Source organism: Caballeronia sp. EK (assembly GCF_014384845.1).
Lineage (GTDB): Bacteria > Pseudomonadota > Gammaproteobacteria > Burkholderiales > Burkholderiaceae > Caballeronia > Caballeronia jiangsuensis.
Map to the genome: position 1 here is coordinate 300,710 of NZ_JACSUE010000006.1, position 25,050 is coordinate 325,759.

General features: G+C 64.1%; 21 protein-coding genes. 5 read left to right on the top strand and 16 right to left on the bottom strand.

From position 1 onward, the window contains the following. The first annotated feature begins 99 nt into the window (after positions 1 to 99). Together IAG25_RS19875 and IAG25_RS19880 are read left to right on the top strand one after the other, a co-directional pair. Positions 100 to 1,392 (top strand): hypothetical protein, encoded by a 1,293-nt coding sequence (locus tag IAG25_RS19875; protein WP_187606374.1) that lies wholly within the window; start codon positions 100 to 102, stop codon positions 1,390 to 1,392. 163 nt (positions 1,393 to 1,555) lie between these two features. After that, positions 1,556 to 3,955, top strand: a complete 2,400-nt coding sequence (locus IAG25_RS19880) for a phosphoketolase family protein (protein WP_187606375.1) — start codon at positions 1,556 to 1,558, stop codon at positions 3,953 to 3,955. A 76-nt stretch (positions 3,956 to 4,031) separates the two neighbouring features. Here IAG25_RS19880 and IAG25_RS19885 read toward each other — a convergent pair whose 3' ends face one another. The 8 genes from IAG25_RS19885 to amaB all read right to left on the bottom strand — a co-directional run bounded on the left by IAG25_RS19885 (position 4,032) and on the right by amaB (position 13,116). Further along, positions 4,032 to 5,369: an MFS transporter gene (locus IAG25_RS19885; protein WP_187606376.1), complete on the bottom strand. Its 1,338-nt coding sequence runs from the start codon at positions 5,367 to 5,369 to the stop codon at positions 4,032 to 4,034. A gap of 31 nt (positions 5,370 to 5,400) precedes the next feature. Continuing rightward, positions 5,401 to 6,348, bottom strand: a complete 948-nt coding sequence (locus IAG25_RS19890) for a hydroxymethylglutaryl-CoA lyase (protein ID WP_187606377.1) — start codon at positions 6,346 to 6,348, stop codon at positions 5,401 to 5,403. After that, positions 6,345 to 7,538, bottom strand: coding sequence for a CaiB/BaiF CoA transferase family protein (locus tag IAG25_RS19895; RefSeq protein WP_187606378.1), 1,194 nt, complete (start codon positions 7,536 to 7,538; stop codon positions 6,345 to 6,347). Before IAG25_RS19895 ends, IAG25_RS19890 begins: the two co-directional genes overlap by 4 nt. Positions 7,539 to 8,352: 814 nt before the next feature. Continuing rightward, positions 8,353 to 9,270 carry a LysR family transcriptional regulator gene (locus IAG25_RS19900; protein ID WP_187606379.1) on the bottom strand — a complete coding sequence of 306 codons (918 nt, stop codon included), beginning with the start codon at positions 9,268 to 9,270 and terminating at the stop codon, positions 8,353 to 8,355. A gap of 17 nt (positions 9,271 to 9,287) precedes the next feature. Then, positions 9,288 to 9,674: a PaaI family thioesterase gene (locus IAG25_RS19905; RefSeq protein WP_187606380.1), complete on the bottom strand. Its 387-nt coding sequence runs from the start codon at positions 9,672 to 9,674 to the stop codon at positions 9,288 to 9,290. Positions 9,675 to 9,976: 302 nt separating this feature from the next. Next, on the bottom strand, positions 9,977 to 10,168 hold the full coding sequence (locus IAG25_RS19910) for a hypothetical protein (RefSeq protein ID WP_035507395.1): 192 nt from the start codon (positions 10,166 to 10,168) through the stop codon (positions 9,977 to 9,979). A gap of 268 nt (positions 10,169 to 10,436) precedes the next feature. Continuing rightward, the gene (locus IAG25_RS19915) at positions 10,437 to 11,609 is read right to left on the bottom strand and encodes an NAD(P)/FAD-dependent oxidoreductase (RefSeq protein ID WP_187606381.1); all 1,173 of its coding nucleotides are present in this window, start codon (positions 11,607 to 11,609) and stop codon (positions 10,437 to 10,439) included. 7 nt (positions 11,610 to 11,616) lie between these two features. Continuing rightward, entirely contained in the window at positions 11,617 to 13,116 is a 1,500-nt protein-coding gene (gene amaB / locus IAG25_RS19920; protein WP_187606382.1) for an L-piperidine-6-carboxylate dehydrogenase, read from the bottom strand. A 234-nt stretch (positions 13,117 to 13,350) separates the two neighbouring features. Here amaB and IAG25_RS19925 point away from each other — a divergent pair, with 234 nt between their 5' ends. Further along, complete coding sequence (locus IAG25_RS19925; RefSeq protein WP_187606383.1) at positions 13,351 to 13,992, top strand: helix-turn-helix domain-containing protein; 642 nt, start codon at positions 13,351 to 13,353, stop codon at positions 13,990 to 13,992. Between the two features lie 4 nt (positions 13,993 to 13,996). On the opposite strand, the gene IAG25_RS19930 is transcribed toward IAG25_RS19925, so the two are convergent. From IAG25_RS19930 to IAG25_RS19965, 8 genes are all read right to left on the bottom strand, one after another. Continuing rightward, entirely contained in the window at positions 13,997 to 15,463 is a 1,467-nt protein-coding gene (locus tag IAG25_RS19930; protein WP_187606384.1) for a cytochrome P450, read from the bottom strand. A 101-nt stretch (positions 15,464 to 15,564) separates the two neighbouring features. Further along, positions 15,565 to 15,849, bottom strand: coding sequence for a type II toxin-antitoxin system RelE/ParE family toxin (locus IAG25_RS19935; protein WP_187606385.1), 285 nt, complete (start codon positions 15,847 to 15,849; stop codon positions 15,565 to 15,567). Beyond that, complete coding sequence (relB, locus tag IAG25_RS19940) at positions 15,846 to 16,043, bottom strand: type II toxin-antitoxin system RelB family antitoxin (RefSeq protein ID WP_187606631.1); 198 nt, start codon at positions 16,041 to 16,043, stop codon at positions 15,846 to 15,848. The genes IAG25_RS19935 and relB overlap by 4 nt, the downstream gene beginning before the upstream one ends. A gap of 87 nt (positions 16,044 to 16,130) precedes the next feature. After that, on the bottom strand, positions 16,131 to 16,979 hold the full coding sequence (locus IAG25_RS19945; protein ID WP_187606386.1) for an IclR family transcriptional regulator: 849 nt from the start codon (positions 16,977 to 16,979) through the stop codon (positions 16,131 to 16,133). Positions 16,980 to 17,051: 72 nt separating this feature from the next. Beyond that, positions 17,052 to 17,876, bottom strand: coding sequence for a sugar phosphate isomerase/epimerase family protein (locus tag IAG25_RS19950; RefSeq protein WP_187606387.1), 825 nt, complete (start codon positions 17,874 to 17,876; stop codon positions 17,052 to 17,054). Positions 17,877 to 17,888: 12 nt separating this feature from the next. Further along, positions 17,889 to 18,500: an NIPSNAP family protein gene (locus IAG25_RS19955; RefSeq protein WP_187606388.1), complete on the bottom strand. Its 612-nt coding sequence runs from the start codon at positions 18,498 to 18,500 to the stop codon at positions 17,889 to 17,891. After that, complete coding sequence (locus IAG25_RS19960; RefSeq protein WP_187606389.1) at positions 18,497 to 20,233, bottom strand: FAD-dependent oxidoreductase; 1,737 nt, start codon at positions 20,231 to 20,233, stop codon at positions 18,497 to 18,499. Before IAG25_RS19960 ends, IAG25_RS19955 begins: the two co-directional genes overlap by 4 nt. Beyond that, positions 20,230 to 22,026 carry an FAD-dependent oxidoreductase gene (locus IAG25_RS19965; protein WP_187606390.1) on the bottom strand — a complete coding sequence of 599 codons (1,797 nt, stop codon included), beginning with the start codon at positions 22,024 to 22,026 and terminating at the stop codon, positions 20,230 to 20,232. The genes IAG25_RS19960 and IAG25_RS19965 overlap by 4 nt, the downstream gene beginning before the upstream one ends. Positions 22,027 to 22,171: 145 nt before the next feature. Here IAG25_RS19965 and IAG25_RS19970 point away from each other — a divergent pair, with 145 nt between their 5' ends. Both IAG25_RS19970 and IAG25_RS19975 read left to right on the top strand, forming a co-directional pair. Then, positions 22,172 to 23,059, top strand: coding sequence for an NAD-dependent epimerase/dehydratase family protein (locus IAG25_RS19970; RefSeq protein ID WP_187606391.1), 888 nt, complete (start codon positions 22,172 to 22,174; stop codon positions 23,057 to 23,059). 69 nt (positions 23,060 to 23,128) lie between these two features. Next, a complete protein-coding gene (locus IAG25_RS19975) occupies positions 23,129 to 24,847 on the top strand; it encodes a SulP family inorganic anion transporter (protein ID WP_187606392.1) in 1,719 nt (572 codons plus the stop codon). The last annotated feature ends 203 nt before the right edge of the window (positions 24,848 to 25,050 follow it).

A 25,050-nucleotide genomic window follows, 5' to 3' on the forward strand; every position in this document is an offset into this window, starting at 1 on the left:
GTCTTCGGGCGAAGCTAGACGGTTCGCTCACCCGAGCGGCTCTTAATGCGGCGCCACCTCGTGCGCCGAAGCGCAATTTCCCATTCGCTCACAGCTTCCATGATCGTCATCAGCCTTCTTTTCGACCACGCGCCCGCGACGCTCGTCAACCATCGCCACTATGCGCGCGAGCACGGGTATCGCCACGTCGAGATCGACTTCTCCGAACTGTCCGGCAGCAGCGATCACGCCCGCTGGCTCTATAAGTACGAAACCCTTCTGCGCCATCTCGCGCAGGCCCAATCCAACGAAATCGTCCTGTTGCTGAGCGAGAACGCCGCCATCCTGCGCTCGATGCCGCTGCCTGAGATGATGGCGGGCCGCGACTGGCTCATCGTTTGCGTTGATTCCGAACTGCCGCAAACCGACGTCCTCATGTTCCGCAACACGCAGGCGATCCGTGAGAAGGTCGCGGATCTCGTCGAGCGCTGCCGTTTCGGGGTCGTGCTGCCGGAACGCGAGGCCGGGTTGCTGCACGCGTTCACCGCATGCCCGTTCCAGCATCGCGTTGGCGATGATGTGCACTTCGTCCTCCCGGCAGCGTCCAACCTCGACAGCATCTGGGCCAGGTGGAAGGTGTTCTCCATCAGCGTTCGCGATGAGAAGCAGCATCGCCGCTTTCGCACGGCGCTCATCGAGCACATCAACGAGTGCCGCGTGCGCGGCGTGCCCTATATGACGCTCGCCGACACCGGCGTGCGCGAAGCGTCGACGCACAGCGTTGTCCAGCCAAATCGGCCGATTGCGCTCGTCGCGCTCTATACGCCGAATGTTGCGAACTACGGGCGCATCGCGGAGACGAACTTCACGCGCTACTGCGAGCGTCACGGCTACACGCTCTACGTCCATCGCGACATCCCGGCGCAACTGAACGACGGCAAGACTTCCGGCAACTGGTTCAAGGCCGCGCTGCTGCGCGAGTATCTGCCGGATCATCAATGGGTATTCTGGATCGACGCCGACGTGCTCATCAACGACATGAACCAGCGGCTCGAACCCTTCACGCACGGACGCGACATCGTGCTTGCGCGCGATGCGGGAACGTGGGCCTTCAACTCCGGCATCATGGGCTTTCAGCGCAATCAGCAAAACTACGACGCCCTGGCACGCGTGATAGATGAGTGCGCGAAACTGGAAGACAAGTCCGACGTCTACGCGAGCATGGGCGATCAGAGTCGATTCGTACAGACGTTGGAGGAGCGGCCGGATTTGCACGTGTCGTCTTTCATCGACATCAACACGCCGTGGATCTATCGGCGTCCGGACAGCTTCATGGTCCACTATATCGGTATGTGGAATGACAACCGGGCGCTTCTGATGGACCACGACCTGCGTCTCGCCGCGATGGAATGACGCGCCCTTATGATGTTTCGCGGCGCCCGGCCCGCGCCGCACCATCTTTGCCAACATAACGCCACAAACATTTCCGATCATTGAACGACGCGCAGGCCCCGGTCTTGCGCGAATCCGCACGCCCGACGCTCGACCAATCCTCCCACTCGCCAAGGAGACGCAATTGAACGACGACATCCTTCGCACGGCCCCTCCGGAAACGCCCCTCGACGCCGACCTCCTCGCAAACATCGACGCCTACTGGCGGGCCTGCAACTATCTGTCGGCCGGCATGATCTACCTGCGCGCGAATCCGCTGCTGCGCGAGCCGCTCAGGCCCGAGCACATCAAACGGCGCCTCCTCGGCCACTGGGGTTCGGATCCGGGCCAGTCGTTCGTGTGGGTGCATCTGAACCGGCTGATCAGGCGCGACGACCTGAACGTGCTGTTCGTCTCCGGCCCCGGCCACGGCGCGCCCGCGACGCTCGCCAATGCCTGGCTCGAAGGCCACTACTCGGAAATCTATCCTGATCGCAGCGCCGACGAGCGCGGCATGCTCAGACTCTTTCGCGCGTTTTCGTCGCCGGGCGGCATCGGCTCGCACTGCACGCCGGAAACGCCGGGATCGATACACGAAGGCGGCGAGCTCGGCTACAGCCTGTCGCACGCGTTCGGCGCGGCGTTCGACAATCCGGATCTGATCGTCGCGACCGTCGTCGGTGACGGCGAGGCGGAGACCGGCCCGCTCGCCACGTCGTGGCATTCGAACAAGTTCCTCAATCCGGCGACCGACGGCGCGGTGCTGCCGATCCTCCATCTGAACGGCTACAAGATCGCCAATCCGACGATCCTCGCGCGCATTCCGCACGACGAGCTGGAAGACCTCTTCAAGGGCTATGGCTACGCGCCGCATTTCGTCGAAGGCGACGACCCGGCGACGATGCACCAGCGCATGGCCGCGACGCTGGAACGCTGCATCGGCGAGATCCGCGCCATTCAAACGAACGCGCGCGCCGATCCGCAAAACGTGACGCGCCCGCGCTGGCCGATGATCGTCCTGCGTACGCCGAAAGGCTGGACCGGGCCGAAGGAAGTCGACGGCCATAAGGTCGAGAATTTCTGGCGCTCGCATCAGGTGCCGATCGCCGATCCGGCCAGCAATCATCGCAATCTCGCGCTGCTGGAAAACTGGCTGCGCAGCTATAGGCCGGAGGAACTGTTCGATGAAGACGGCCGCCTGATCGAGACGCTGCGCGCGCTCGCGCCCGAAGGCACGCGACGCATCAGCGCGAATCCGCATGCGAACGGCGGCCTGCTGCGCCGGTCGCTGGATTTGCCCGATATCCGCGATTACGCATTCGAGTTCAAGCGCGCGGCGAGCGTCTATCAGTCACCGACGGCCGTGCTCGCCACCTTCCTGCGCGACGTGATCCGTCGCAACATGACGAGCTTCCGTCTTTTCGGCCCGGACGAAACCGCCAGCAACAAGCTCGACGGCGTGTACGAAGCATCGGGCAAGCGCTGGCTCGCAAAAACGCTTCCCGAAGACGCCGACGGCGGCGCGCTCTCCATCGATGGCCGCGTGATGGAGATGCTCTCCGAGCACACGCTCGAAGGCTGGTTCGAAGGTTACGTGCTGACTGGGCGTCACGGTCTTTTCGCGACTTACGAAGCGTTCGTGCACGTGATCGACTCGATGTTCAATCAGCACGCGAAGTGGCTGGAAAAGGCGAAGAACGAGCTCGACTGGCGCGCGCCGGTGCCGTCGATCAATCTGCTTATCACGTCGCTCGTGTGGCGTCAGGATCACAACGGCTTCACGCATCAGGACCCCGGTTTTCTCGATGTCGTCACGAACAAGAGCCCGGGCGTCGTGCGCATCTATCTGCCGCCCGACGCGAACTGCCTGTTGAGCGTCGCGGATCACTGCCTGCGCACGCATGATTACGTCAACGTGATCGTCGCGGACAAGCAGCCGCATTTGCAGTATCTGAGCATGCGGGATGCGATCGTGCATTGCGCGAAGGGCATCGGCATCTGGGACTGGGCTTCGACGGATCAGGGTGCGGAGCCGGATGTCGTGATCGCGTGCGCGGGCGATATCGCGACGATGGAAGCGCTCGCGGCCGTCGAAATCCTGAAGGCGAATTGCGCGGATCTGAAGATCCGCTTCGTCAATGTCGTCGATCTCTTCAGGCTGTTGCCGGACACGGATCATCCGCACGGCCTGTCGCATCGCGATTTCGATTCGATCTTCACGCGCGACAAACCGGTGATCTTCAACTTCCATTCATACCCCACGCTCGTGCATAAGCTCACGTATAACCGCACGAATCACGAGAACATGCACGTGCACGGCTATCGCGAGCGCGGCAACATCAACACGCCGTTCGAGCTCGCGATCATCAACGGCGTGGACCGCTATACGCTTGCGATCGACGTGATCGACCGCGTGCCGCGCATCGCCGGCAGCGCCGCGCATACGAAGGAATGGCTCAAGAATCAGATCATCGAGAGCGTGCGGTATGCGCATGAGGAAGGCATCGACCGCGACGAGATTCGTGAGTGGACGTGGAAGGATTGAGGCGGCACAGATAAAAAACGCCCGGCGAACGAGCAATGTTGCGCCGGGCGTTTTCACATTCGAGGCAGGCGCTGCATCAGGCCTTGTGCTCCGAATGATCGCGCTGCCTGAGCGATTGCGGCAAGCCGAACAGCAGCAACAGCGCGCACACCACGCTCATCGCGCCGATCGCGTACAGCGCGGGCGTCGTGCTGCCCATCGTGTCGCGGATGCGGCCGACCATTACCGGGCTCACGATGCCGCCGAGCTGTCCCAGCGTATTGATCAATGCGATGCCGCCCGCCGCGCCCGCGCCGGTCAGAAGCTTCGGCGGCAGCGCCCAGAACGCCGGGATCGAAGCGATCACGCCCGCGCCCATCACGCCCAACGCGGCGATGAGAAGCGTCGTCTGCTTGTCGAAGATGCCCGCCGCGAAGAAGCCGATCGCCGCCATCACGAGCAGGATCGCCACGAACTTGCGGCGCTCGCCCGAGCGATCCGACATGCGGCCGACCACGACCATGCAGATCGCGCCGCAGATATACGGTACCGCCGTCAGGAGACCGATGATCGTCGGATTCTGCGTGCCCGCCGCGCGAATCAGGTGCGGCGCCCAGAAATTCAGGCCATACGACGCGATCTGAATCAGGAAGTAGATCAGGCCGAGCATCAGGAAGCCAGGCGTCTTGATCGCGCCGAACAGCGAATGGCCGGTGTCGGTATGCTGGCTTTGCGTCGAAATCTGACTCTTCAGATAGGTCTTCTCCGCGCCCGTGAGCCACGCGGCGTCATCGATGCGATCTTTCAGCACCTTCAGCACGAGCACGCCGAGCAGCACGCAAGGCAGGCCGCCCAACAGGAACAGCCAGTGCCAGCCGGCAATGCCGAACACGCCGTTCATATGACCGAGCACGAGACCCGAAAGCGGCGCGCCCACCAGACCCGAAAACGCCGACGCGAGAAAAAGCAGCGACGTGATGCGCCCACGATAGCTCGCCGGGAACCACAGCGTCAGGTAGTACAGCACGCCCGGCGCGAAGCCTGCTTCCATCGCGCCGATGATGAAGCGCAATCCGTAGAACTGCCACTCCGTCTGCACGAACACCATCAGCGCGGTCGCGATGCCCCACGAGATCATGATGCGCGCGATCCAGCGTCGTGCGCCGACCTTGTAGAGCAGCATGTTGCTCGGCACTTCGAACAGCACGTAGCCGATCACGAAGAGACTCGCGCCGAGGCCGTAAGCCGTATCGGAGAAACCGAGCGTGCTTTGTAGCTGAAACTTCGCGAAGCTGATGTTGATGCGGTCGAAGAACGCGAAGAGATAACACAGCATGATGAGCGGCATCAGCCGCCATGCCACCTTGCGGATGATGTCCGCGGTGTTTTCGGTTGTTTGCGGCTTGTCCGCCGCGCTTACGCTCAGATCGCTCATGAATGTCTCCAATATTGTTGTGGTCTTTGAATCAGATGGCCCGCACGTACTCGGGCACCGGATGCAGATCGCAATTGCGTCCCGCCTTCGCGACTTGTCCCGATACCTCGTGTCCGACGAGCGCGGGCAATGTGCGCGACAGCGCGATCAGCTTCTGCAGATCGATGCCTGTCGGAATGCCCATCTCCTCGCACATGTTCACGAGGTCTTCGGTGCAGATGTTTCCCGATGCGCCCGGCGCGAACGGACAGCCGCCGAGGCCGCCGAGCGCGGCATCGAAACGGCGCGCGCCGGCGTCGTAGGCGGCGAGGACGTTGGCGAGGCCGAGGCCGCGCGTGTTGTGAAAGTGCAGCGTCAGGTCCGCGGCAGGCACGTCTTCGAGCACCCGCGTAACGAGCCGCGCGACCTGGCGCGGATTCGCCATGCCGGTGGTGTCGGCGAGCGTGATGCCGGCGATGCCCATTTCCCGATAGCTCCGCACGATCGACACGACGCGGTCCTCGTCGATGCGCCCTTCGAACGGACAGCCGAACGCGGTGGCCACGGTGGCGTTCAAAGAGACCTTCGAAGCAGCGCCCTCGACGAGACGCACGACATCGCCGAACCCGGCCAGCGACGACTCGCAGCTCATGCGCATGTTCGCGCGGTTGTGCGTCTGGCTCGCGGACATCACGAGATTGAGTTCATCGGCACGGGCGGCGAGCGCGCGTTCCGCGCCCTTCACGTTCGGCACGAGCGCGACATAGATCACGCCCGCTTCGCGCCGGATGCCGTTGAACACCGCGTCGCCGTCGCGCAGCGCAGGAATCGCCTTGGGCGACACGAACGAGCCCGCTTCGATACGCGTGAATCCGCACGCCGACAGTCCGTCGATCAGCGCGATCTTGTCTTCGGTCTCGACCCATTGCTTTTCGATCTGCAAGCCGTCGCGCGGCGCGACTTCCTGAACGATCAGTGGTTCTTTGTATGCATGATTCATTGAACCGCTCCTTCGGTACGCAGCCGCTGCACTTCATCGGCGTGAAAGCCGAGCGATTCCAGCACCGCTTGCGTGTGCTCGCCGAGCGCCGGACCTTGCCAGCGCACTTCGCCCGGCGTGTCGGAGAGCTTTGGCACGATGCCGGGCATCTTCACCGATGCGCCGCCCGGCAAGTCCGCCTGCAAGAGCATGTCGCGCGCTCGATAGTGCGCATCGTCGACGATGTCCGCGACCGAGTAGATGCGGCCCGACGGCACTTCCTCGCGTTCGAGCGTCGCGAGCACGTCGTCCATGGAGTGATGCGAGGTCCAGGCGGTGATCGCTTCGTCGAGCATCGCGCTTTGCTTCACGCGGCCGTCGTTGTGGGCGAGCGCGGGATCGTCGGCGAGATCGGGGCGGCCGATCACGTTCATCAGGCGCTTGTAGATCGGATCGCTATTGCCCGCGATCACGACGAAGCCGCCATCTTCCGTGCGATACGTATTCGACGGCGCGATACCCGGCAGCGCTCCGCCGCTGCGCTCGCGCACATGGCCGAGCAGGTCGTATTCGGGGACGAGGCTTTCCATCAGGTTGAAGACGCTTTCGACGAGCGAGACATCGACCACTTGTCCATCGCCCTGACCGGTCTTCACGCGCAACACCGACATCAGCGCGCCGATCACGCCATGCAGCGACGCGAGCGAATCGCCGAGGCTCACGCCGACGCGCGCCGGCAGGCCTTCGGCGTCGCCCGTCGTGTAGCGGATGCCGCCCATCGCTTCGCCGATCGCGCCGAAGCCCGGCCGATCGCGATACGGGCCCGTCTGGCCGTAGCCGGAGATGCGGACCATCGTGAGCTTGGGATTGATCGCGTGCAGCACGTCCCAGCCGAGGCCGAGCTTTTCGAGCGCGCCAGGACGCATGTTTTCGATGACGATGTCGGCATCCACGGCCAGCCGCTTGATGACGTCCGCGCCTTCGGGCGACTTGAGATTCACGCACACCGATTTCTTGTTGCGCGATTGCAGATACCACCAGAGCGACGTGCCCTCGTGCAGTTTTCGCCATTTGCGAAGGGGATCGCCGCTGTTTGGCGCTTCGATCTTGATGACTTCCGCGCCGAACTCGGCCAGCATGCGCGCCGCGAAAGGCGCTGCGATCAGCGTGCCGATTTCGATGACGCGAATGCCTTGAAGGGGTCCGCTCATGGTGCCTGTCTCCTGATTTGTACTGTGGAGACAAGCTTATTGGCGAACGCTCGTGGGCGTCCAACCGCATTTCGGCAAGGATCGTTCGTGGAATGCGAACGGTCGGTGGGGGGCGTGTTTTTTCCGAATGCGTGTGGCCGTTCGCCGGATCCCGGTTTCTTGGTGGTCTATTAGCACTGCCCCTGTGCGGGGCGGCAGTCACTTTCTTTGCTGCTGCAAAGAAAGTAACCAAAGAAAGCAGCTCGTTTAGGCCCGCGGTCACACGCAGTTTGGCCATGCTTGCCAGCCCGCGGTGGCCCTCGCCTAAGTGTCGCCCTCACAGGCCCAATCGGGCTTGGCTCGCGCACGGTCTGCCGCCTCGCGCCGCTTCACTGACTGGTTCAGCACCAAATAGCTCCGGCCCGCTTCGCGGCCGACCGGTCAATCGGGTCGGCGCGGGCTTTTTTGCCAATGCCGTTATCTCAATGCGCCGCGTACACCGATGGTTTCCCTTGCAGACCCAACGGCAGCGCGTAGCGCTGTGCCGAAGCTATTTCGTCCTGAACCAGCGCGCCAAGACATTTGCAGCGACAGACCGTGCGCGAGCCAAGCCCGGTAAGTCCTTTGGGGGCGACACTTAGGCGAGTGCCACCGGCGGCTGGCAAGCATGGCCAAACTGCGTGTGACCGCGGGCTTAAACGAGCTGCTTTCTTTGGTTACTTTCTTTGCAGCAGCAAAGAAAGTGACCCCCGCCCCGGGGAGGGGCAGTGCTAATAGACCACTAAGAAAACGGGACCCAGCGAAAAACAACCAGCAAAAGTCCCAACAACAACCCCTACCCCCGCGCTTCGACGGTCCGCAAATGCTCGAACAGCAACCGACTCACAGGCGAGAGCGCGTCCGAATCCCGCACGACGATCACGAGACTACGCGCGGCCCATTCGTCATCGAGCGGCACAGCCGCAAGTCCGAGCTGACGGCCCATCGCTTCAAACACCTGCAACGGCAGCACGCCCACGCCCATGCCGGCCTGCACCATGCGGCACACGGCATCGAAACCGGGCACATGGATGCGCAGCCGCAGCGCACGCCCCGCCTGTCGCGCCGCGAGATGCGTGCGCATATTGATGGAGCTCGCCGAATGCAGGCCGATGTGATCGAAATCCAGCGTCTCAGCGAACGCGACGCTCTCGCGCCGCGCCAGCGGATGATCGCCGGGCATGACGAGCGCCAGCCGATCATGACGGTAATGCGCGCTTTCGAGTCCGCGCGTGTCGGCATCGCCGGAACAGATACCGAGATCGACGAGACTGTCCGCCACGCCTTCCACGATACCGCCGCTCGGCCGCTCTTCGAGATCGATCTTGATCTGGTCGTGCACGGACGAAAATGCGCGCAAATCCTCCGGCAGGAATTCGACGATCGCAGACAGGTTCGCCATCATCCGCACATAGCCGCGCACGCCGCTCGCATGTTCGGCGAGTTCGATGCCGATGTTCTCGACATCGCGCAACACACGCCGCGCGTGATGAAGCAGCGTTTCGCCCGCGGGCGTCAGTTGCATGCCGCGCGCCTTGCGCTCGAACAGCACGGCGCCAACGGCCTGCTCCAGTTCGAGCAGCCGCTTGCTCGCCGCCGACACCGCGATCGACTCGCGCTCGGCCGCGCGCGTGAGCGTGCCCTCCTCGAACACCGCGAGAAAGAGCTGCAGCGTCGTGAGATCGAGGCGTCTGAGGAGGTTTCGCGTGGCCATCGGCGGACGTGCCGGAATCAGCGGGCGTATTTGAACGTGCCTTGCGCGCTCGCGATCATCACGCGATCGTCGACCCACGCCTCGCCGCGCGCGAAGTACACGGAGCGTCCCTGCCGCTCGAGAAAGCCTTTCGCGACGACCTTGTCGCCGGTGCCGCGATCGAGATAGTTCACGGTCAGCGAGAGCGTGAAGCCGTGCACAGGCGCGTCGCCCATCGTGAAAAGGCCCGCGTAGCCGCACGCCGCGTCGAGCAGCGTGGCGATCGCGCCGCCCTGCAGGATGCGCTGCCGGTTCAGATGTCCCGCCTGGATCGGCATCGTGAATTCGGCATAGCCCGCGTGCCATTCGGTGAAGGTCGCGCCGAGCGCTTCGAGAAACGGATTGTCCAGATCCAGATTCGCCACTTCTGCTCCTGATTGCGTGCGTTTGCGAGCGATTGTGCCATCGCCGGGCGCGGACTGCCGAACGGATCGAACGCCTTGCAGAATGCGCCGTGCATGAAAAAACCCGCACACGGCGGGTTCTATTTACAAATCAACGGTTATTTCCGTTTGACAACGCACACAAGAATCACCACGCCGGCTTGATTAAACCGGCATTATGCGTTTCATGAAGCTTCTTCATGAATAGCGCCGTGCGCATTTTCATGCGCTTTTATGTGCGCCGTGAAAAACCGTGTCACGCGCGCAACACTTGCATTAAGTCGTCAGTTATAACCACGAATCACGCAGGAATTTTTTTCCTCTTCCGTCTTTGCGAAACGTCCGCAAATTTCGGCGACATATTCCGGTGCCGCGGATACCTGGCTGGAACGATGCGACACAGTAACGCTCGTGTCCGGCGGCAGTTCGCCGTCGTCGATCCAGGCATAGAAATGCGCGCTCGTATTCGCTTCCATGTTTTGTCTCCTTTCTGTGAAGCGCGAAGAAAAAAGCGTCTCGATGGTTCCAGAATGCGCTTATCGAAAGCCCGTGGCCCTAGTGGATTACGTTGATGGACTTCGCACGCAAGCGTGACGATGATGATAAGAATGCCCGTTCGAAACGCATTCCGGCCAGTTTTCTACCCGCCTGTCTATTCCGTAGCTAAAAAAATGCCCGGTGCAAAAGACCGGGCAGACTTAAATGATCCGTTATGGAATGCGGCGTTTCCAGGTCATCTATCAGTTATACGACATTCTTTTCGATGATCGGCCGGCCTTCGAGCACGCGTGTCCAGTCCAGCGGCGATAAATCGAGCGTCTCGTAACGTCCGCGCAAAATCAGTTCGCTTACGCCGCGTCCCGTTGCCGGGCCTTGTTGCAGGCCGTGGCCGCTGAATCCGTTCGCGAAAATGCAGTTCTCCAGATCCGGGTGGAAACCGATGATCGCGTTCTGATCGAGCACGTTGTATTCGTAATAGCCGGACCAGCAACGCTCCACCCGCAACGCCTCGAATTCCGGCACGCGATGCGCGAGCGTCGGCCAGATCACATCGTCGAAGAGCGCGTGATCGACTTCGTCGAGCGGCAGGTCGTCGGGATCGTTGTCCGCCGAGGGCGACGTGCCGCAGATATACGTGCGCCCTTCCGGACGGAAATAGACGCCGGTCGGATCGATCAGCAACGGCGCGCGCTCGAGCTTCGCCGGCGACGATACGTTGAAGATGCTGCGCCGGCGCGCGTACACCGGAATGTCGATGCCGAGCATGGCCGCGATCGCGCGCGACCACGCGCCCGCCGCATTGACGACGACATCGCACGGATACGTTTCGCCGTTGGCCGCGCGCACAATGCTCGCGCGCCGTCCTTCGCGTTCGATCCCGACGACTTCCGTCGTCACATAGCGCGCGCCCAGCGACTGCGCCTTGCGCCGCAGTGCCTGGACGAGTCCGTAGCCATCGAACCAGCCTTCGCCGCTTTCGCCGAACGCACCCGCGGCGAGATCGTCCGTGTTGAGCCACGGAAAGCGCGCATGCAGTTGCGTGGCATCGAGCAGGCTGATGTCCGCGCCGAGTTCGCGTTGCAGCGCGTGGTTCTCGCGCAGCGTCGCCGCGCCCGCCGGCGTCGCGAGAAAGAGATAGCCGCCTTCGTGCAGATCGATCGACGGACGTTCGCCGTTCACTTCGAGCCGTTCGCCGATCGAGCGCAGGAAGTCGATGCCGAAGAGCGACATGCGCACCGAAAGCGGTGTCGAGAACTGCTGCCGGATCGATGCCGCCGACAGCGCCGACGAGGAGCGCGCGTAAGTCGGATCACGCTCGATCACCGTCACCTGCACCGTCGGGTCCGATGCGCGCAGGAAGTACGCGACCGAACTGCCGATCACCCCGCCGCCCACGATGACAACGCTTGAACTCACATCGCCCTCAGCTCAGATTGAAGTCGATGCCCTGCGCCAGCGGCAATTCCGACGAGTAGTTGATCGTGTTGGTCGCGCGGCGCATGTAGGCCTTCCACGCATCCGAGCCCGATTCGCGTCCGCCGCCGGTTTCCTTCTCGCCGCCGAATGCGCCGCCGATCTCCGCGCCGCTCGGCCCGATGTTCACGTTGGCGATGCCGCAATCGCTGCCCGACGCGGACAGGAAGCGCTCCGCCTCGCGCAGATCCGTCGTGAACGCGCACGACGACAGACCATGCGCGGCGGCGTTGTTCGCGGCGATGGCTTCATCGAAGTCGGAGTAGCGCATCACGTAGAGGATCGGCGCGAAGGTTTCCTTCAGCACGACATCCGTTTGCGACGGCATTTCGACGAGCGCCGGGCGCACGTAGTAGCCGTTTTCCTGGCCCTTCACGGTGACGCGCTCGCCGCCGGACACCTTGCCGCCCTCGCCCTTCGCCTGCTCCAGCGCGTCCTGCATGCGCGCGAATGCCTGCGCGTCGATGAGCGGGCCCATCAGCACGCCCGGCTCCAGCGGATTGCCGACCGGCACCTTCGCGTAGAGATCTTTCAGGCGCGCGACGGTTTCGTCGTAGATGCTGTCATGCACGAAAAGACGCCGCAGCGACGTGCAGCGCTGTCCCGCCGTGCCGACCGCCGAGAACAGGATGCCGCGCAGCGCGAGATCGCGATTCGCGGTCTGCGAGACGATGCCCGCGTTGTTGCCGCCCAGTTCGAGAATCGAGCGGCCGAAACGCTCCGCCACCGCGACGCCGACCTTGCGGCCCATTTCCGTGCTGCCCGTCGCGCTGACGATATCGGAGCGCTTGTCCGCGACGAGCGCCGCGCCGACTTCACGCCCGCCGATGATCACCGACGCGAGGCCCGCCGGCGCCGAGCCGAATTCCTCGATGGCGTCGCGCAGAATGCGATCGACGGCGAGCGCGGTGAGCGGCGTCTTCTCCGACGGCTTCCACACGACCGCATTGCCGCACACGAGCGCGAGCGCCGCGTTCCACGACCACACCGCGACCGGAAAATTGAATGCCGAGATGATCGTGCACACGCCGAACGGATGCCACGTCTCCGCCATCCGATGCCCGGGGCGCTCGGACGCGATCGTCAGCCCGTACAACTGGCGCGAGAGACCGACGGCGAAATCGCAGATGTCGATCATTTCCTGCACTTCGCCCAAGCCTTCCTGAAGAATCTTGCCCGCTTCGAGCGACACCAGGCGGCCGAGCGCCTCCTTTTTCTCGCGCAGACGGTTGCCGAGCAGACGCACGAGCTCGCCGCGTCGCGGTGCGGGCACGTTGCGCCACGTGGCGAACGCGGTGCGCGCGGCGCCGAGCGCGGCATCGACGTCGGCGGTGGTGTTCTGCTTCACCCGGCCGATGACTTCGCCCGTGATCGGTGAAGTCACGGCGATGTCGCCATCGGTGACAAGGCTCGCAATGCCGAGGTCGGAAAGAATCGATTGTGCGTTCACGATGGGAGTCCTTTTGAAGCGCTGCGTTCTTCAGATCGAAGTTTCTGATAAGAAACTTTCGTAAGTCCGGCCACTATACGCGCTGCCGCCGCCGCTCACAACAGCGGACAATATTGGGGTTGTCACCAATGCGGGCGGCCTTTTGCGGCGGTAGATTCGGGTTGTTTCGCGGCGTCGCTCCGCATTCTGGCGGCGCTCGCGCGATGTTATGATCGGAAACAAAACGATTCTCCTATGCCTAGCCCCAGCACGAAAAATTCGCCCGAACAATCCGCATCCGATCTCGGACGCCGGGTGAAACGCGCACGGCTCGCGCATGATCTGACGCTCGAAACCGCGAGCCGGCTTTGCGGCGTATCGCGCTCGGCGCTGTCGAAAATCGAAAACGGCTTGATGTCGCCGACTTTCGACGTACTCCAGAAAATCGTGCGCGGGCTGCAGATCGACCTCGCCGAACTGTTCGGCACGGCGCCCGCGCCGAACGCGAGCGGCCGGCGCGCGCTCACGCGCCGCGACGAGGGGCAGCGCCACGCGTATCGCGGCTATCAGATGGAATTGCTCGCAACGGAACTCGCGCACAAGGCGATGCTGCCGTTTCGCATCCGCATTTCGGCGCATACGCTCGATGCTTTCGACGACTGGGGCCGTCATGAAGGCGAGGAATTTCTGTACGTGATGAGCGGCAGCGTGTGCCTCTACTCCGAACTCTACGCGCCGACGCATCTGAATGCCGGCGACAGCATCTACTTCGACAGCCGCACCGGCCACGCGGCCATATCGACAAGCGAGGAAGACGCCGAAGTGCTGTGGATGGCGACGGGCGGCGGCGTACCGGCGCCATCGTCAACCGCCGCCGATGCGGTGGACGCGGGCTGACGCGTTATCGCAGGGCGAGACGCATCGGCATTTCGCTCGGGACCGCGGTGAACGTGCAGACTTCGCGAATATCGGCGGGATTGGTGGCGAGCCGGGCGGTGAAGTTCGCCGTCAGCATCGACACGACGAGGCGCATCTCCACCGCTGCCAGATGCCGCCCCGGACACACGCGCGGCCCCGCGCCGAATTGCAGATAAGCGCGCGGTTCATGCGCGCCGCGCTGTGATGCGCTTTCATGCCGATGGTCGTGCAGCCATCGGTCGGGATCGTAATGCCCGGGATCGGCGTAGTTGTTCGGATCCATCATCGCGGGACGGTTGAGCATGAACATCTTCGTGCCCGCGGGCAAGCGCACCCCTTGCAGCCGCACTTCCTCGAGCGGTTCGAACGACAGATACGGCGCGACCGGATGCAGACGGCTCGCTTCCGTGCACACCGCTTCGCACAGGTCGAGTTCGCGCATCGCGCCATAGCTCGGGCACACCGTCGAGCCTTCCAGCACACGCCGCGCGGATGTGGCGACGCGCGTCTGCAGCGCATCGTCGGAGCCGAGAAAGAGCAGCGCCCACGCGATCGACGTCGCCGTCGTCTCCTCGCCCGCGACGAGCATCGTCAGCACGTTGGCGGCGACTTCGTCGTCGGTGATGCCGGAGTCGGGCGCATCGCGCAGGGCGAGCATCGCTTCGAGCAGATTGCGCGGCGCGTGGGGCGTCTCGCCGAGCGGCGTCGCGCACGCTTCGGCCGCCGCTTCCTCGCGCATGCGGGCGCGTGCTCTCGCCATCAGTTCGCGGATGTGACGATGCACGTCGATCAGCGCTTCATCGAACTTGCGGTCGCGCGGGAACTTCACGTAGTGCCAGTAGGCGAAGGGCGCGTTCACGCGCGCCATCAGCATCGGCAGCAGCATCGCCAGTTGCTCCTGGATCAGCACGCGCTCGTTTTCCAGCGTGTTCGGATCTTCGCCGAATGCGAGCGCGCTCGTCACATCGACCGTGAAGCGCTTTAGATCGTCGGTCATGTCGACCACGCGCGCCTCGCGCGCCGCGGCTTCCCAGCGCCGCCGCAACCGCTCGGTGATCGCGGCGAGCGTCGGGTAAAACGCCTTGATGTGGGGAATCGACAGCGCCTGCATCACGAGGCGGCGCTGCGGCTCCCAGGCCGCGCCCTCGATCGAGAAAAGCCCGTTGCAGCCGAATTCCTTCAGGATATTTTCGATGGGCGCATAGCGGCGGTAACGATGCGGACGCTCGCGCATCACGGCGTGGGACAGTTCGATGTCGTTCCAGACCGTGACGGGCGTCGTGCCGAAGCGGAACGCGTAAGGCGTGCCGAGTTCGGCGGCCCAGCGTTCGAGCGTCAGATGGTGCGTGGCGGGCGGCAACTGATGCAGGTTACCCAGGAGCGGCAGGCCGCGCGGCGACGGCAGGTCATCGATTTCGCGCAGGGACGTGGTGATGGGCGCCGCGTTCATGATCGGCCTCGTGTGGGCTTGATCTGTGGAGGATAGTGCAGGAGCGGGGGATGGGGTGTCTTATCCGTCAGCGTCAAGTGCTGACTCACTGCGACCGTCACTCATTCGAACGGATAGCATTGTCTTGCATGCAGCACATTCAGCACTTCGATGCGGTCTGTCATTACCGCGTAAACGACGATGTAATTCGGGTGAACGACAATCTCACGAGTCCCCAGAATACGACCATTGCGATATAGGTAGGGTGCGATCGCAGCAGATTGCGGTGCTGCTTCAATCGCGCTCTTTATTGCTCGTGCAGCGGACGGGTTGCGTTCGGCGATATAACGGATGATCTGCAGGAGGTCGAGGCGCGCGGTTTGAGTCCAAACAATCTGGAACGTCAAGCGGCCCTCGACTTGTGACGTTTCTCGGCCTCAGTGATGATCTTTTCCACTTCGGCCATCACCTGGTCATGCGGCACGCGCGGCCGCGTATCCGCCATCGAGCGTCTTACTTTCTCCCGAAACCACTGGTCATAAGCTTCCGCTTCCTCAACAGTGGCGAATTCGGAGACGATCGGATCAAGTGGAGTAGGCATTTCAAATTCTCGTTTCATAGTGAAAACGATGATAACGCAGGCGTTTCCCGCCCGTCACCTCGTCCGTCCGGCCGATTGCGTGTGGCATCAAATAGTGTTCACGTTCTTCCTTTTCACCTTCCCCACCGCAACCGCTTCCTCCGTCTTCACCACCGGCCGCTTGAAATAAGGCGAACTCAACGTCGCCGCGCCCATGTCCGATGCCGCTTCCAGCAGCGCCGGCGCAAGCTCCTTCAGCCGTGCGTCGGGCAAACGGCTCGTCGGCCCGGCGAGACTCACGACCCCGACGACCACACCGGTCACCGGATGATGAATCGGCGCGGCCATCGACGTCATGCCGGCCTCGTACGTTTCGCTCGCGATCCCATAGCCGCGCTCGCGGGCCGCCTGCAGGTCCGCGAGAAATTGCGCAATCGTCTTCGGCGCCTTCGGACCGCCCGCGCCCGGCTTGCCCAGGCCGCCCTGCTTCGACACGAGTTCGAGCGCTTCCTCGTCCGTGAGCGACGACAGCCACGCCTGCCCGCTCGCCGTGCAATGCAGCGGCGGCTGGCTGCCCATGTCGGGGTCGTAGCGCAGCCCGGACTTCGCGCCCTGCGCCTTGCCGACGAACGTGATGTGATCGCCCTCGACCACGCCGAGCCGCGCCAGTTCGCCCGACTGCGCGGCGAGCCGGTCGAGCACCGGCTGCGACACATCGAGCACGCCGCCGGTCGACAGATAGATGAGCGCGAGCGACACGAGCTTCAGCGCGAGCATGTACTCGCCGTGATCCTCGTCCTGCCGGACATAGCCTTCGTCGATCAGCATCGCGAGCAGGCGGTGCGTGCCGCTGCGCGGAATGTTGAGCGTATCGGCGATGGCGGCGAGCTGCATCCGCCCGCCGTTTTTCGCCAGCAACTCGATGATCGACAACGCCCGCTCAAGGTTTCCTGCCATCTTTCAGTCTCTCGAAGTTCCGATGCGGCATGAGTAGAACACGATTCCACCTCGGAATTCAACCGGCACGCATCAATGTTCGGCGTAGGTCTCCTGAAGCACCGCCAGCGTCGCCTCACGCAGACGCCTCGCGCGAGTCAGCGCGTTCGCGGTCGTCGCCCATTGGTTCATCGGCACTTCGATCGAGAGCGGCAAGCCGTCCGGCAACGCGCGCAGGATGCCCGCGAGATCGATCCCGCCCTCGCCCGGAATCATGCGCTCGGCGCGCGCCTGATAAAGCAGCGTGTCGAGATCGGCCGGACGCTCGGCGGGCGCATCGCAGAACTGCACGTAGCCGAACCATTCGCGCGGCAATTCGCGCAGCGTTTCTGTCGACGATCCCGCGCGGTCGAAATGAATCGGATCGACGATCAGGCCCGTGTTCGCGCGCCCTGCCGCCCTCACGATGCGCGCGCCCTGCACGATGTCTTTCGCGTCGGTCCAGGGCATCGGTTCGAGCGATGGGGACAAGCCATACGGTTTCGCGAGATCGCAGAGCGCCGCGAGCCGGTCGGCCGTGCGCGCCTCGTCGGGATCGTTGCCCGCGACGAGCACGTAGCGCGCCCCGAGCGCCGCGGCGGTTTCGAGCATCGGCTCGTAATCGGCGACGTTCGTATCGGGCTTGAGGCGCAGGATTTCGGCATCGAGCACGCCGATTCCGGTGTCTTTCAACGCCGCGAGCGTTTCGCGCCGCAACGGCGTCGCGCCGACGATCTCATGGCGTACCTCGGTATCGGTCGCCGGCAAGAGCCGCAGGCCGACGAAATCGTAGCCCGCCTGCGCCGCGCACTCGACCATCTGCGGCGGCGTCAATTCGAGAACCGTCAGCGCGGACAAAGACAGCTTGCGTTGTGACATCGATGTCTCCGGTTAGCGCAGCGGCGAGAACGGCGCGGGCATGTAGATGGTCGATTCCATCGTCGTCAGATGGGCCGGTCCGCCCTTCGGCGGCCAGATGCCGTCCTTCACGGCTTCCGCGCGAATGCGCGAGCGCTCGTCGACACTCTTGTACGGCCAGATGTTGAGAAAGCGCGGCACGGTGCCATCCAGCGCGTACATCGCGCCGATGAGCGGCGAGCGCGTCGTGCGCTCCGGCACGGCGTTCTTCCATGCATCGATCGTATGTTGCAGGCTCGCGAGCTTGGTGCCGTAGACGCGCATCTCGTAGATGCCGCCGTGGACAGCGGGCTCGATCGGCGGCAGAAACGGAAAGAGCGCATAGCTGCTCACTTCGACATCGGTGATGAATTCGCCGCAGCCGAACGGATTGCCTTCGAGCAGCAGGCGCTGGCGTTCCGTGATCAGCGCCGCCTCCGATTCGAAGCCGCGCAGCACCATGACCTTGCCGAGCGCGCCGATATCCGAATACCAGCAGCCGAGCAGCTTCGAGCCGGGCGCATCGCCGCTCGCCTTGATGTTCTCGAAGACTTGCGCGTTCGCGCCGATCTTCACCGTCAACGTAACTGTGTCGTACAGAGTCATTGCAGAGTCCTTGCCTGTTTGAAGTTGGAGAGATTCGTGATGTCGACGCGGGCCGGTTCGGCCAGTTCGAGACCCGCGAGATAGCCGAAGGTCATCGCCGGTCCGAGCGTGATGCCGCCCGCGGGATAGTGGCCGCCCATCATGCTCGCGGCGTCGTTGCCGACCGCGTAGAGGCCGCGAATCGGCGTGCGCGATTCGTCGAGCACGCGCGAGCGCGCATCCGTCGAGAGTCCGGCGAAGGTGCCGAGGCTGCCCGGCAAGAGCTTCACCGCGTGAAACGGGCCGTCGGCGATCGGCGCGAGACACGGATTCGGCGTGTGCGATGCATCGCCCTGCACGCGGTTGTACGGCGTCGAACCTTTGTGGAATTGCGGATCGAAGCCGTCTTTCGCGTAGCCGTTGTATGTGGCGACGGTATCGGCGAGGCCGCGCGCATCGATGCCGCATTGCTGCGCGAGCGCTTCGAGCGTCGGCGCGGATTTCAGATAACCCGAGCGCTCATACGGGCCGAGCGGGAACGGAAACGGCTTCGCGAAACCGAGACCATATCTGCGCTGAAACCGATGATCGCAGACGAGCCACGCGCATGCTTCCTCGCCCGGCGCCGTCGTGCCGATCAGCGCGGAGATGAAGTCGTAGTACGACGACGCCTCGTTCGTGAAGCGCCTGCCCGCGCGCGTCACCGCGATCACGCCTGGCTTTGCGCGCTCGATCAGATGCGGAAACGCGGCCGCATCGCCCTTGGCCTTCGGCACGAGCGAAACCGGCGCCCACGCGGCGGGCGCTTCGAGCGACGCATCGAAATGCGCGCCGGCCGCTTCGCCGATACGAATGCCATCGCCGGTATTGCTCTTCGGCGCCGCCGACCAGTGCGGCGTATACGGGAACGTCTCGGCCTGACGCTTCGCGTCGTGCGGATAACCGCCGCACGCGAGCACGACGCCGCGCCGCGCGCGCACTTCATGCATCACGCCGTCGACCTCGACCCGCGCGCCCGTCACGCGATTCTCCTCGCGCATGAGCGACACCGCGCGCGCGCCGGTGCGCAGATCGACACCGCGATCCGCCGCCGACTTCAACAGGCGCGCGACGAGCGCATTGCCGTTCACGAGATGCATCGAACGGCGATAGCGCAGCATGTGCCACGCGAACGCGGCGAAGCGCTTCGTCACGTGCCACGCCGACTTTGCGCTGCGCGTCGCGTTCAGGAAATGCGCGAGGTCTTGTCCCGACGCGATCGCCATGCCCTTGATCGTCACTTCGGCCAGCGGCGGACGAAGCTTGTCGATCAGCGGACCGAGTTCGCGCCCGTCGAACGGCATCGCGCAGACCGAGCGCCCGCCCGTGGCCGCGCCTTGCGTCGTGTGGAAATCGGGAATGCGATTGCCGTCGATGAAACGCATCGACGTATTGCGCTCGAAGAATTCGATCATGCGCGGCCCGTGCTCGATGAGCGCGTCGGCCTTCGCGGCGTCGAACTGCGCGCCGAGCTCGCTTTTCAGATACGTGCGCGGCACGCTTTCATCTTCGACGATGCCCGCGCGCGTTGCGAGCGGATTGCGCGGAATCCACATCCAGCCGCCCGACCACGCGGTCGTGCCGCCGAACACATCTTCCTTTTCGCAGACGAGCACGGAGAGGCCCTGCGCCGCCGCTGTAACGGCCGTCGACAAACCGCCCGCGCCGGAACCCAGCACGAGGACGTCGCATTCGAGAATCGGTTCGAGCTTCATTTGGCGTGTGCGGGCGATTGAAGTTCGACGGGCAACGTGAGCGCTTCATCGCGCGCGTCCGTCAACGCCGCGAGCGATGCCTTGCCGCGCGCTACCGCATGCCGCGCCGCCAGATAGCCGAACGCGAGACCCGGACCGAGCGTGATGCCGGGGCCGGGATAGACGCCGCCCATCACCGATTGCATGTCGTTGCCGCACGCGTAGAGGCCGCCGATCGGGCGATCGTCGCGATCGAGCACGCGCGCGTGCGTGTCGGTGACGAGGCCGGTCGCCGCACCGATATCGCCGGGATAGAGCCGCACCGCATAGAACGGCGCCTGGCCGATCGGACCGAGGCACTTGTTCGGGCCGTGCCAGTTGGCGTCGCCATTGGCGTTCTGATAATCCGTCGTGCCGCGCTGAAAATCCTCATCGACGCCGGTCTGCGCATAGCGATTCATGCGCGCGACGCTATCGGCGAGACCTGTCTTGTCGATGCCGAGCTTGGTCGCCAGTTCGTCGAGCGTCTTGCCTTCGACCAGATAGCCATCGGCGAGAAACGGCGCAAGCCCTTTGCCGCCCGGACGCACCATGCCGAGTCCGTACTTGCGCAATCCTTCGGAGTCCGTGACGAGATACGCGGGCACAGAAGGCGTCGTTTCGTTCGCTTTCTGCATCGCGATGCCGAACAGGTGATACGACGTGTTTTCGTTGAGGAAGCGCTTGCCGGTCTTGTCGACGGTGATCATGCCGGGCTTGCCGCGATCCATGATGAAGTGCGGGAACACGGCGGTCGTGCCGTCAGCGCGCTTGCGCACGGAAACCGGCGCCCAGAACGCGTTCGACAACGCGCTCTCGCCGAAGCGCGCGCCCACGTCGAGCGCGAGATCCTGCGCGCTGCCGGTGTGGCCGGGCGCGCCGGGGCACCAAGACGGATCGGCGCCCGGCAACATCTCCCTGCGACGCGTCGGATGACGGTTGAAGCCGCCGCTCGCGAGAATCACGCCGCCTTTTACATTCACGCGACGCCGCTCGTTGACATGGCTCAGCGTCACGGCTTCGATACCGTTCGGGCCGCTCTCCAATGCATCGACTTTCGTGCTCGTCAGCACCGTGACGCCGCGCTGAAGCAACGAATGCAGCAATCTTCCGATCAACGCGTTGCCCATCACGAGCCGCGTGCCGCGCGGCGCGCTCATGCGGTCGCGTGCGTGACGCGCGAGCAGCTTCGCCGCGTGTCCGAACGACGCGAACGACTTCGTCATGTTGAGCAGGTGCCCGACGTCGTCGCGATCGACCATCATGCCGCCGAGCACGGTGAACTCGGGAATCGGCGGACGGATCAGCGAAAACGCGCGGCCGAGCTTGCGGCCGTCGAAGGGCAGCGGCTCGAGCGCGCGTCCGCGCAGCGTCGAGCCTTCGATCTCGGACAGATAATCCGGATGAAACGGGCGCGCGCGATATTTCACGTCGGAGTTCGCTTCGATATGCGCGACCGCTTTCGGGCCGGCATCGAGAAACGCGCGGCGCATCGCGACGCTGCTGCGTTCGCCGACCGCGCGATTCAGAAATCCTTCGGCGTTCGCGGATGTATCGTCGCGATTGACGCTCGCCGCGTGCATCGACGCGGGAATCCACGTCGTTCCCGCCGAAAAGGCCGTCGTGCCGCCGACGTATTCCGTGCTTTCGACGAGCAGCACGCGCGCACCGTCGATGGCCGCGACGAGCGCCGCCGACATGCCCGCGCCGCCAGCGCCGACCACGATTACATCGAACGTTTCGTTCTGTTCCAGATTGTTCAGTGTCTCCACCATTCGTCCGCTCCGTCGCGCTGCGAATCGTCGTTCCATCCGACGATCCGAAACGCGTGTTTTCAGTAGAACTCGCTTTGATATTGGAATACTATTCCAGAAACACAGATGAAGCCAAGTTCTTTTTTGCGACGAACGGAGGAACGATATGCGAGTGCTGGTGACAGGCGGGAGCGGTTTTCTGGCGGCGTGGGTGATGCGGCGGCTGCTCGCCCGCGACATGAACGTGCGCGCTTTCGACGTGCGCGAGGACGCGCGGCTCCTGCGCGCGCTCGCGCCCGCACGCGCCGATGACGTGCAATGGCGGATCGGCGATATCGGCGACGCGCGCGATGTCGCGCTCGCGCTGGAAGGCTGCGACGCCGTCATCCATCTCGCGGGCGTGCTCACGCCCGCCTGCGCCGCCGATCCGGTGCGCGGCGCGCGCATCAATCTGATCGGCACGCTCAACGTGTTCGACGCGGCCATCGCGTGCGGCTTGCGCTCGGTGCTGTATGCGAGCAGCGCGGGCGTCTTCGGCCCCGACGACGGCGCGACGCCGTTCCCCACGACGCACTACGGCGCGTTCAAGCTCGCGTGCGAAGGCTCGGCGCGCGCGTACTGGCACGATCGCGGGATCGCGAGCATCGGCTTCCGGCCGCTCGTCGTGTACGGCGCGGGGCGCGAGACGGGATCGAGCGCGGGTCCGAGCCTCGCCTGCCGTGCGGCCGCGCGCGGCGAGCCGTACACGATTCCCTTCACCGGCGCGACGGGCCTCGTCTACGCCGATGACGTCGCCGCCGCCTACGAACGCGCGCTCACCCACACGTTCGACGGCGCGCACGCGTTCACGCTCGCGGGCGATATCACGCCGATGCAAAGCGTGATCGCGACCCTTACGCAGATCGCGCCGGACGCGCGCATCGACGCGGCGGGCGCGCCCTTGCCCATCGCGACATCCTTTCCCGACGATCCCGCGCTCGCGCGAATGCTCCCTTGCCTCGCGAAGACGCCGCTCATCGACGGATTGCGGCAAACCGTGGCGTTCTACCGGTAGAGAAAGCAGGCCTTGGCACCGCCTGTTCCTTGGGGCACGATTCGCTACTTCAGGAACACGGTGCCACGCATGCAAGACACGACCCGAACGACCCCGGCAAGTACGAAGCTGCTCAAAGGCATCCTGCCGATCAACCGCGCCGCCGCATTACGCGACGCGCTCGCCGGCATTTCGCTCGCGTCGATGGACATTCCGCAGGTGCTCGGCTATGCGCGCATCGCCGGCATGCCCGCGGTGACGGGCCTCTACACGGCGTTCCTGCCGCTCTTCGCGTTCGCGCTCTTCGGCGCATCGCGGCATCTCGTGGTGGCCGCCGACTCCGCGACGGCGACGATCTTCGCGAGCAGGCTTTCGTCGATGGCCGCCGCGGGCAGTCCGGAATATGTCGCGCTTGCGGGCATGGTCGCGCTGCAGACCGCCGCGCTCCTGCTGCTCGCGCGCCTCTTCAAGCTCGGCTTTCTCGCCGATTTTCTGTCGCGCACCGTGCTGACGGGCTTTCTCGCGGGCGTCGGCGTGCAGGTGTCGATCGCGATGCTCGGCGACCTCTTCGGCATGACCGTGCCGTATCCGTCCTCGCGCAGCCTCGCGCAACTCGTCTACGTGATCGGGCATGTCATGCACGCGCACGGGCCGACGCTCCTGCTCGCGCTCGTGGTGATCGTCGCCATCCTGGGCAGCAAGCGCTTCGCGCCTCGTCTGCCGATACCGCTCGTCGCGGTGATCGGCAGCATCGTCGCGAGCAAGTTCTTCGACTTCGCGGCGCGCGGCATTTCGGTGCTGGGTCCCATCGACGGCGGCTTGCCCCCGATCCGCTTTCCTCAGGTCACGTGGCAGCAATGTCTCGATATCGTGCCCGTCGCGGCGTCGTGCTTCGTGATGATCATCGCGCAGAGCGCGGCTGCCGCGCGCGTGTTCGCGCAGCAGTATCACGAGGACGTCGATACCAACAGCGACATTCTCGGCCTCGCCGCGGCGAACGCGGCGGCGTCGCTGAGCGGCACGTTCGTCGTCAACGGCAGTCCGACGCAGACCGCGATGGCCGAGCGCGCCGGCACGCGCAGCCAGTTCGGACAGCTCGTGTTCGCGGCGGTCGTCGCCGTCGTGCTGCTGTTTCTGAGCGGCTATCTGCGCTATCTGCCGCACTGCGTGCTGGCGGGCATCGTGTTCACGATCGCGATCGGCCTCGTCAACGTGCAGAGCCTGAAGGACATCCGCGCCGAAAGCCCGGGCGAATTCGCGCTCGCGCTCATCACGGCGGCCGCGGTGGTGCTGGCGGGCGTCGAGCACGGCATTCTGCTCGCGGTCGCGCTCTCGTTGATGCGGCATGTGCGCCATAGCTATCACCCGCACACGATGGTGCTCACGCCCGTCGCGCCCGGCAAACCCTGGCAGTTCATGCCGACGAAACCCGGCGCGATGACCACGCCGCAACTGATCGTCTACCGCTTCGGCGCGGATCTGTTCTACGCGAACGATCATTTTTTCGCGTCGGAAGTGACGAAGCTCGTCGATACGGCATCCGACGGATTGCGTCATCTCGTCGTCGATGCCGGCGCGATCACCGATCTCGACTACTCGGCGGCCCGCACGATCGGCGAGCTGATCGAAACGCTGAGGGCGCGCGGCGTCGCGGTGATCTTCGGCCGCGTGAACCGCTTTCTGCGCAACGACATGGATCGGCACGGGCTTACGCCGGTGCTCGGAGCGTCGAACGTGTTCGACACGCTGCACGAGGCGCTCGCAGCGGCCGGCGTGAATTCGGGCGCGCATGTGCCTGATGCGTTGTGAGGCGTGACGGGCTCGTTTTGGCGCGGATCGATGCAGGGCAGAAGCCGCAACGATTCGCGTTCGACCTCGCAGTGCTCGTCCAGTCTCATGGAGGTGTGAATGACTGACCGTTAGTTGCTTAAACTAGCAAACACGATTTTGTTGAATGCTATTCCATATTCAACTACTATTCACACAACGGGCAACCACAGATTTCGATCACG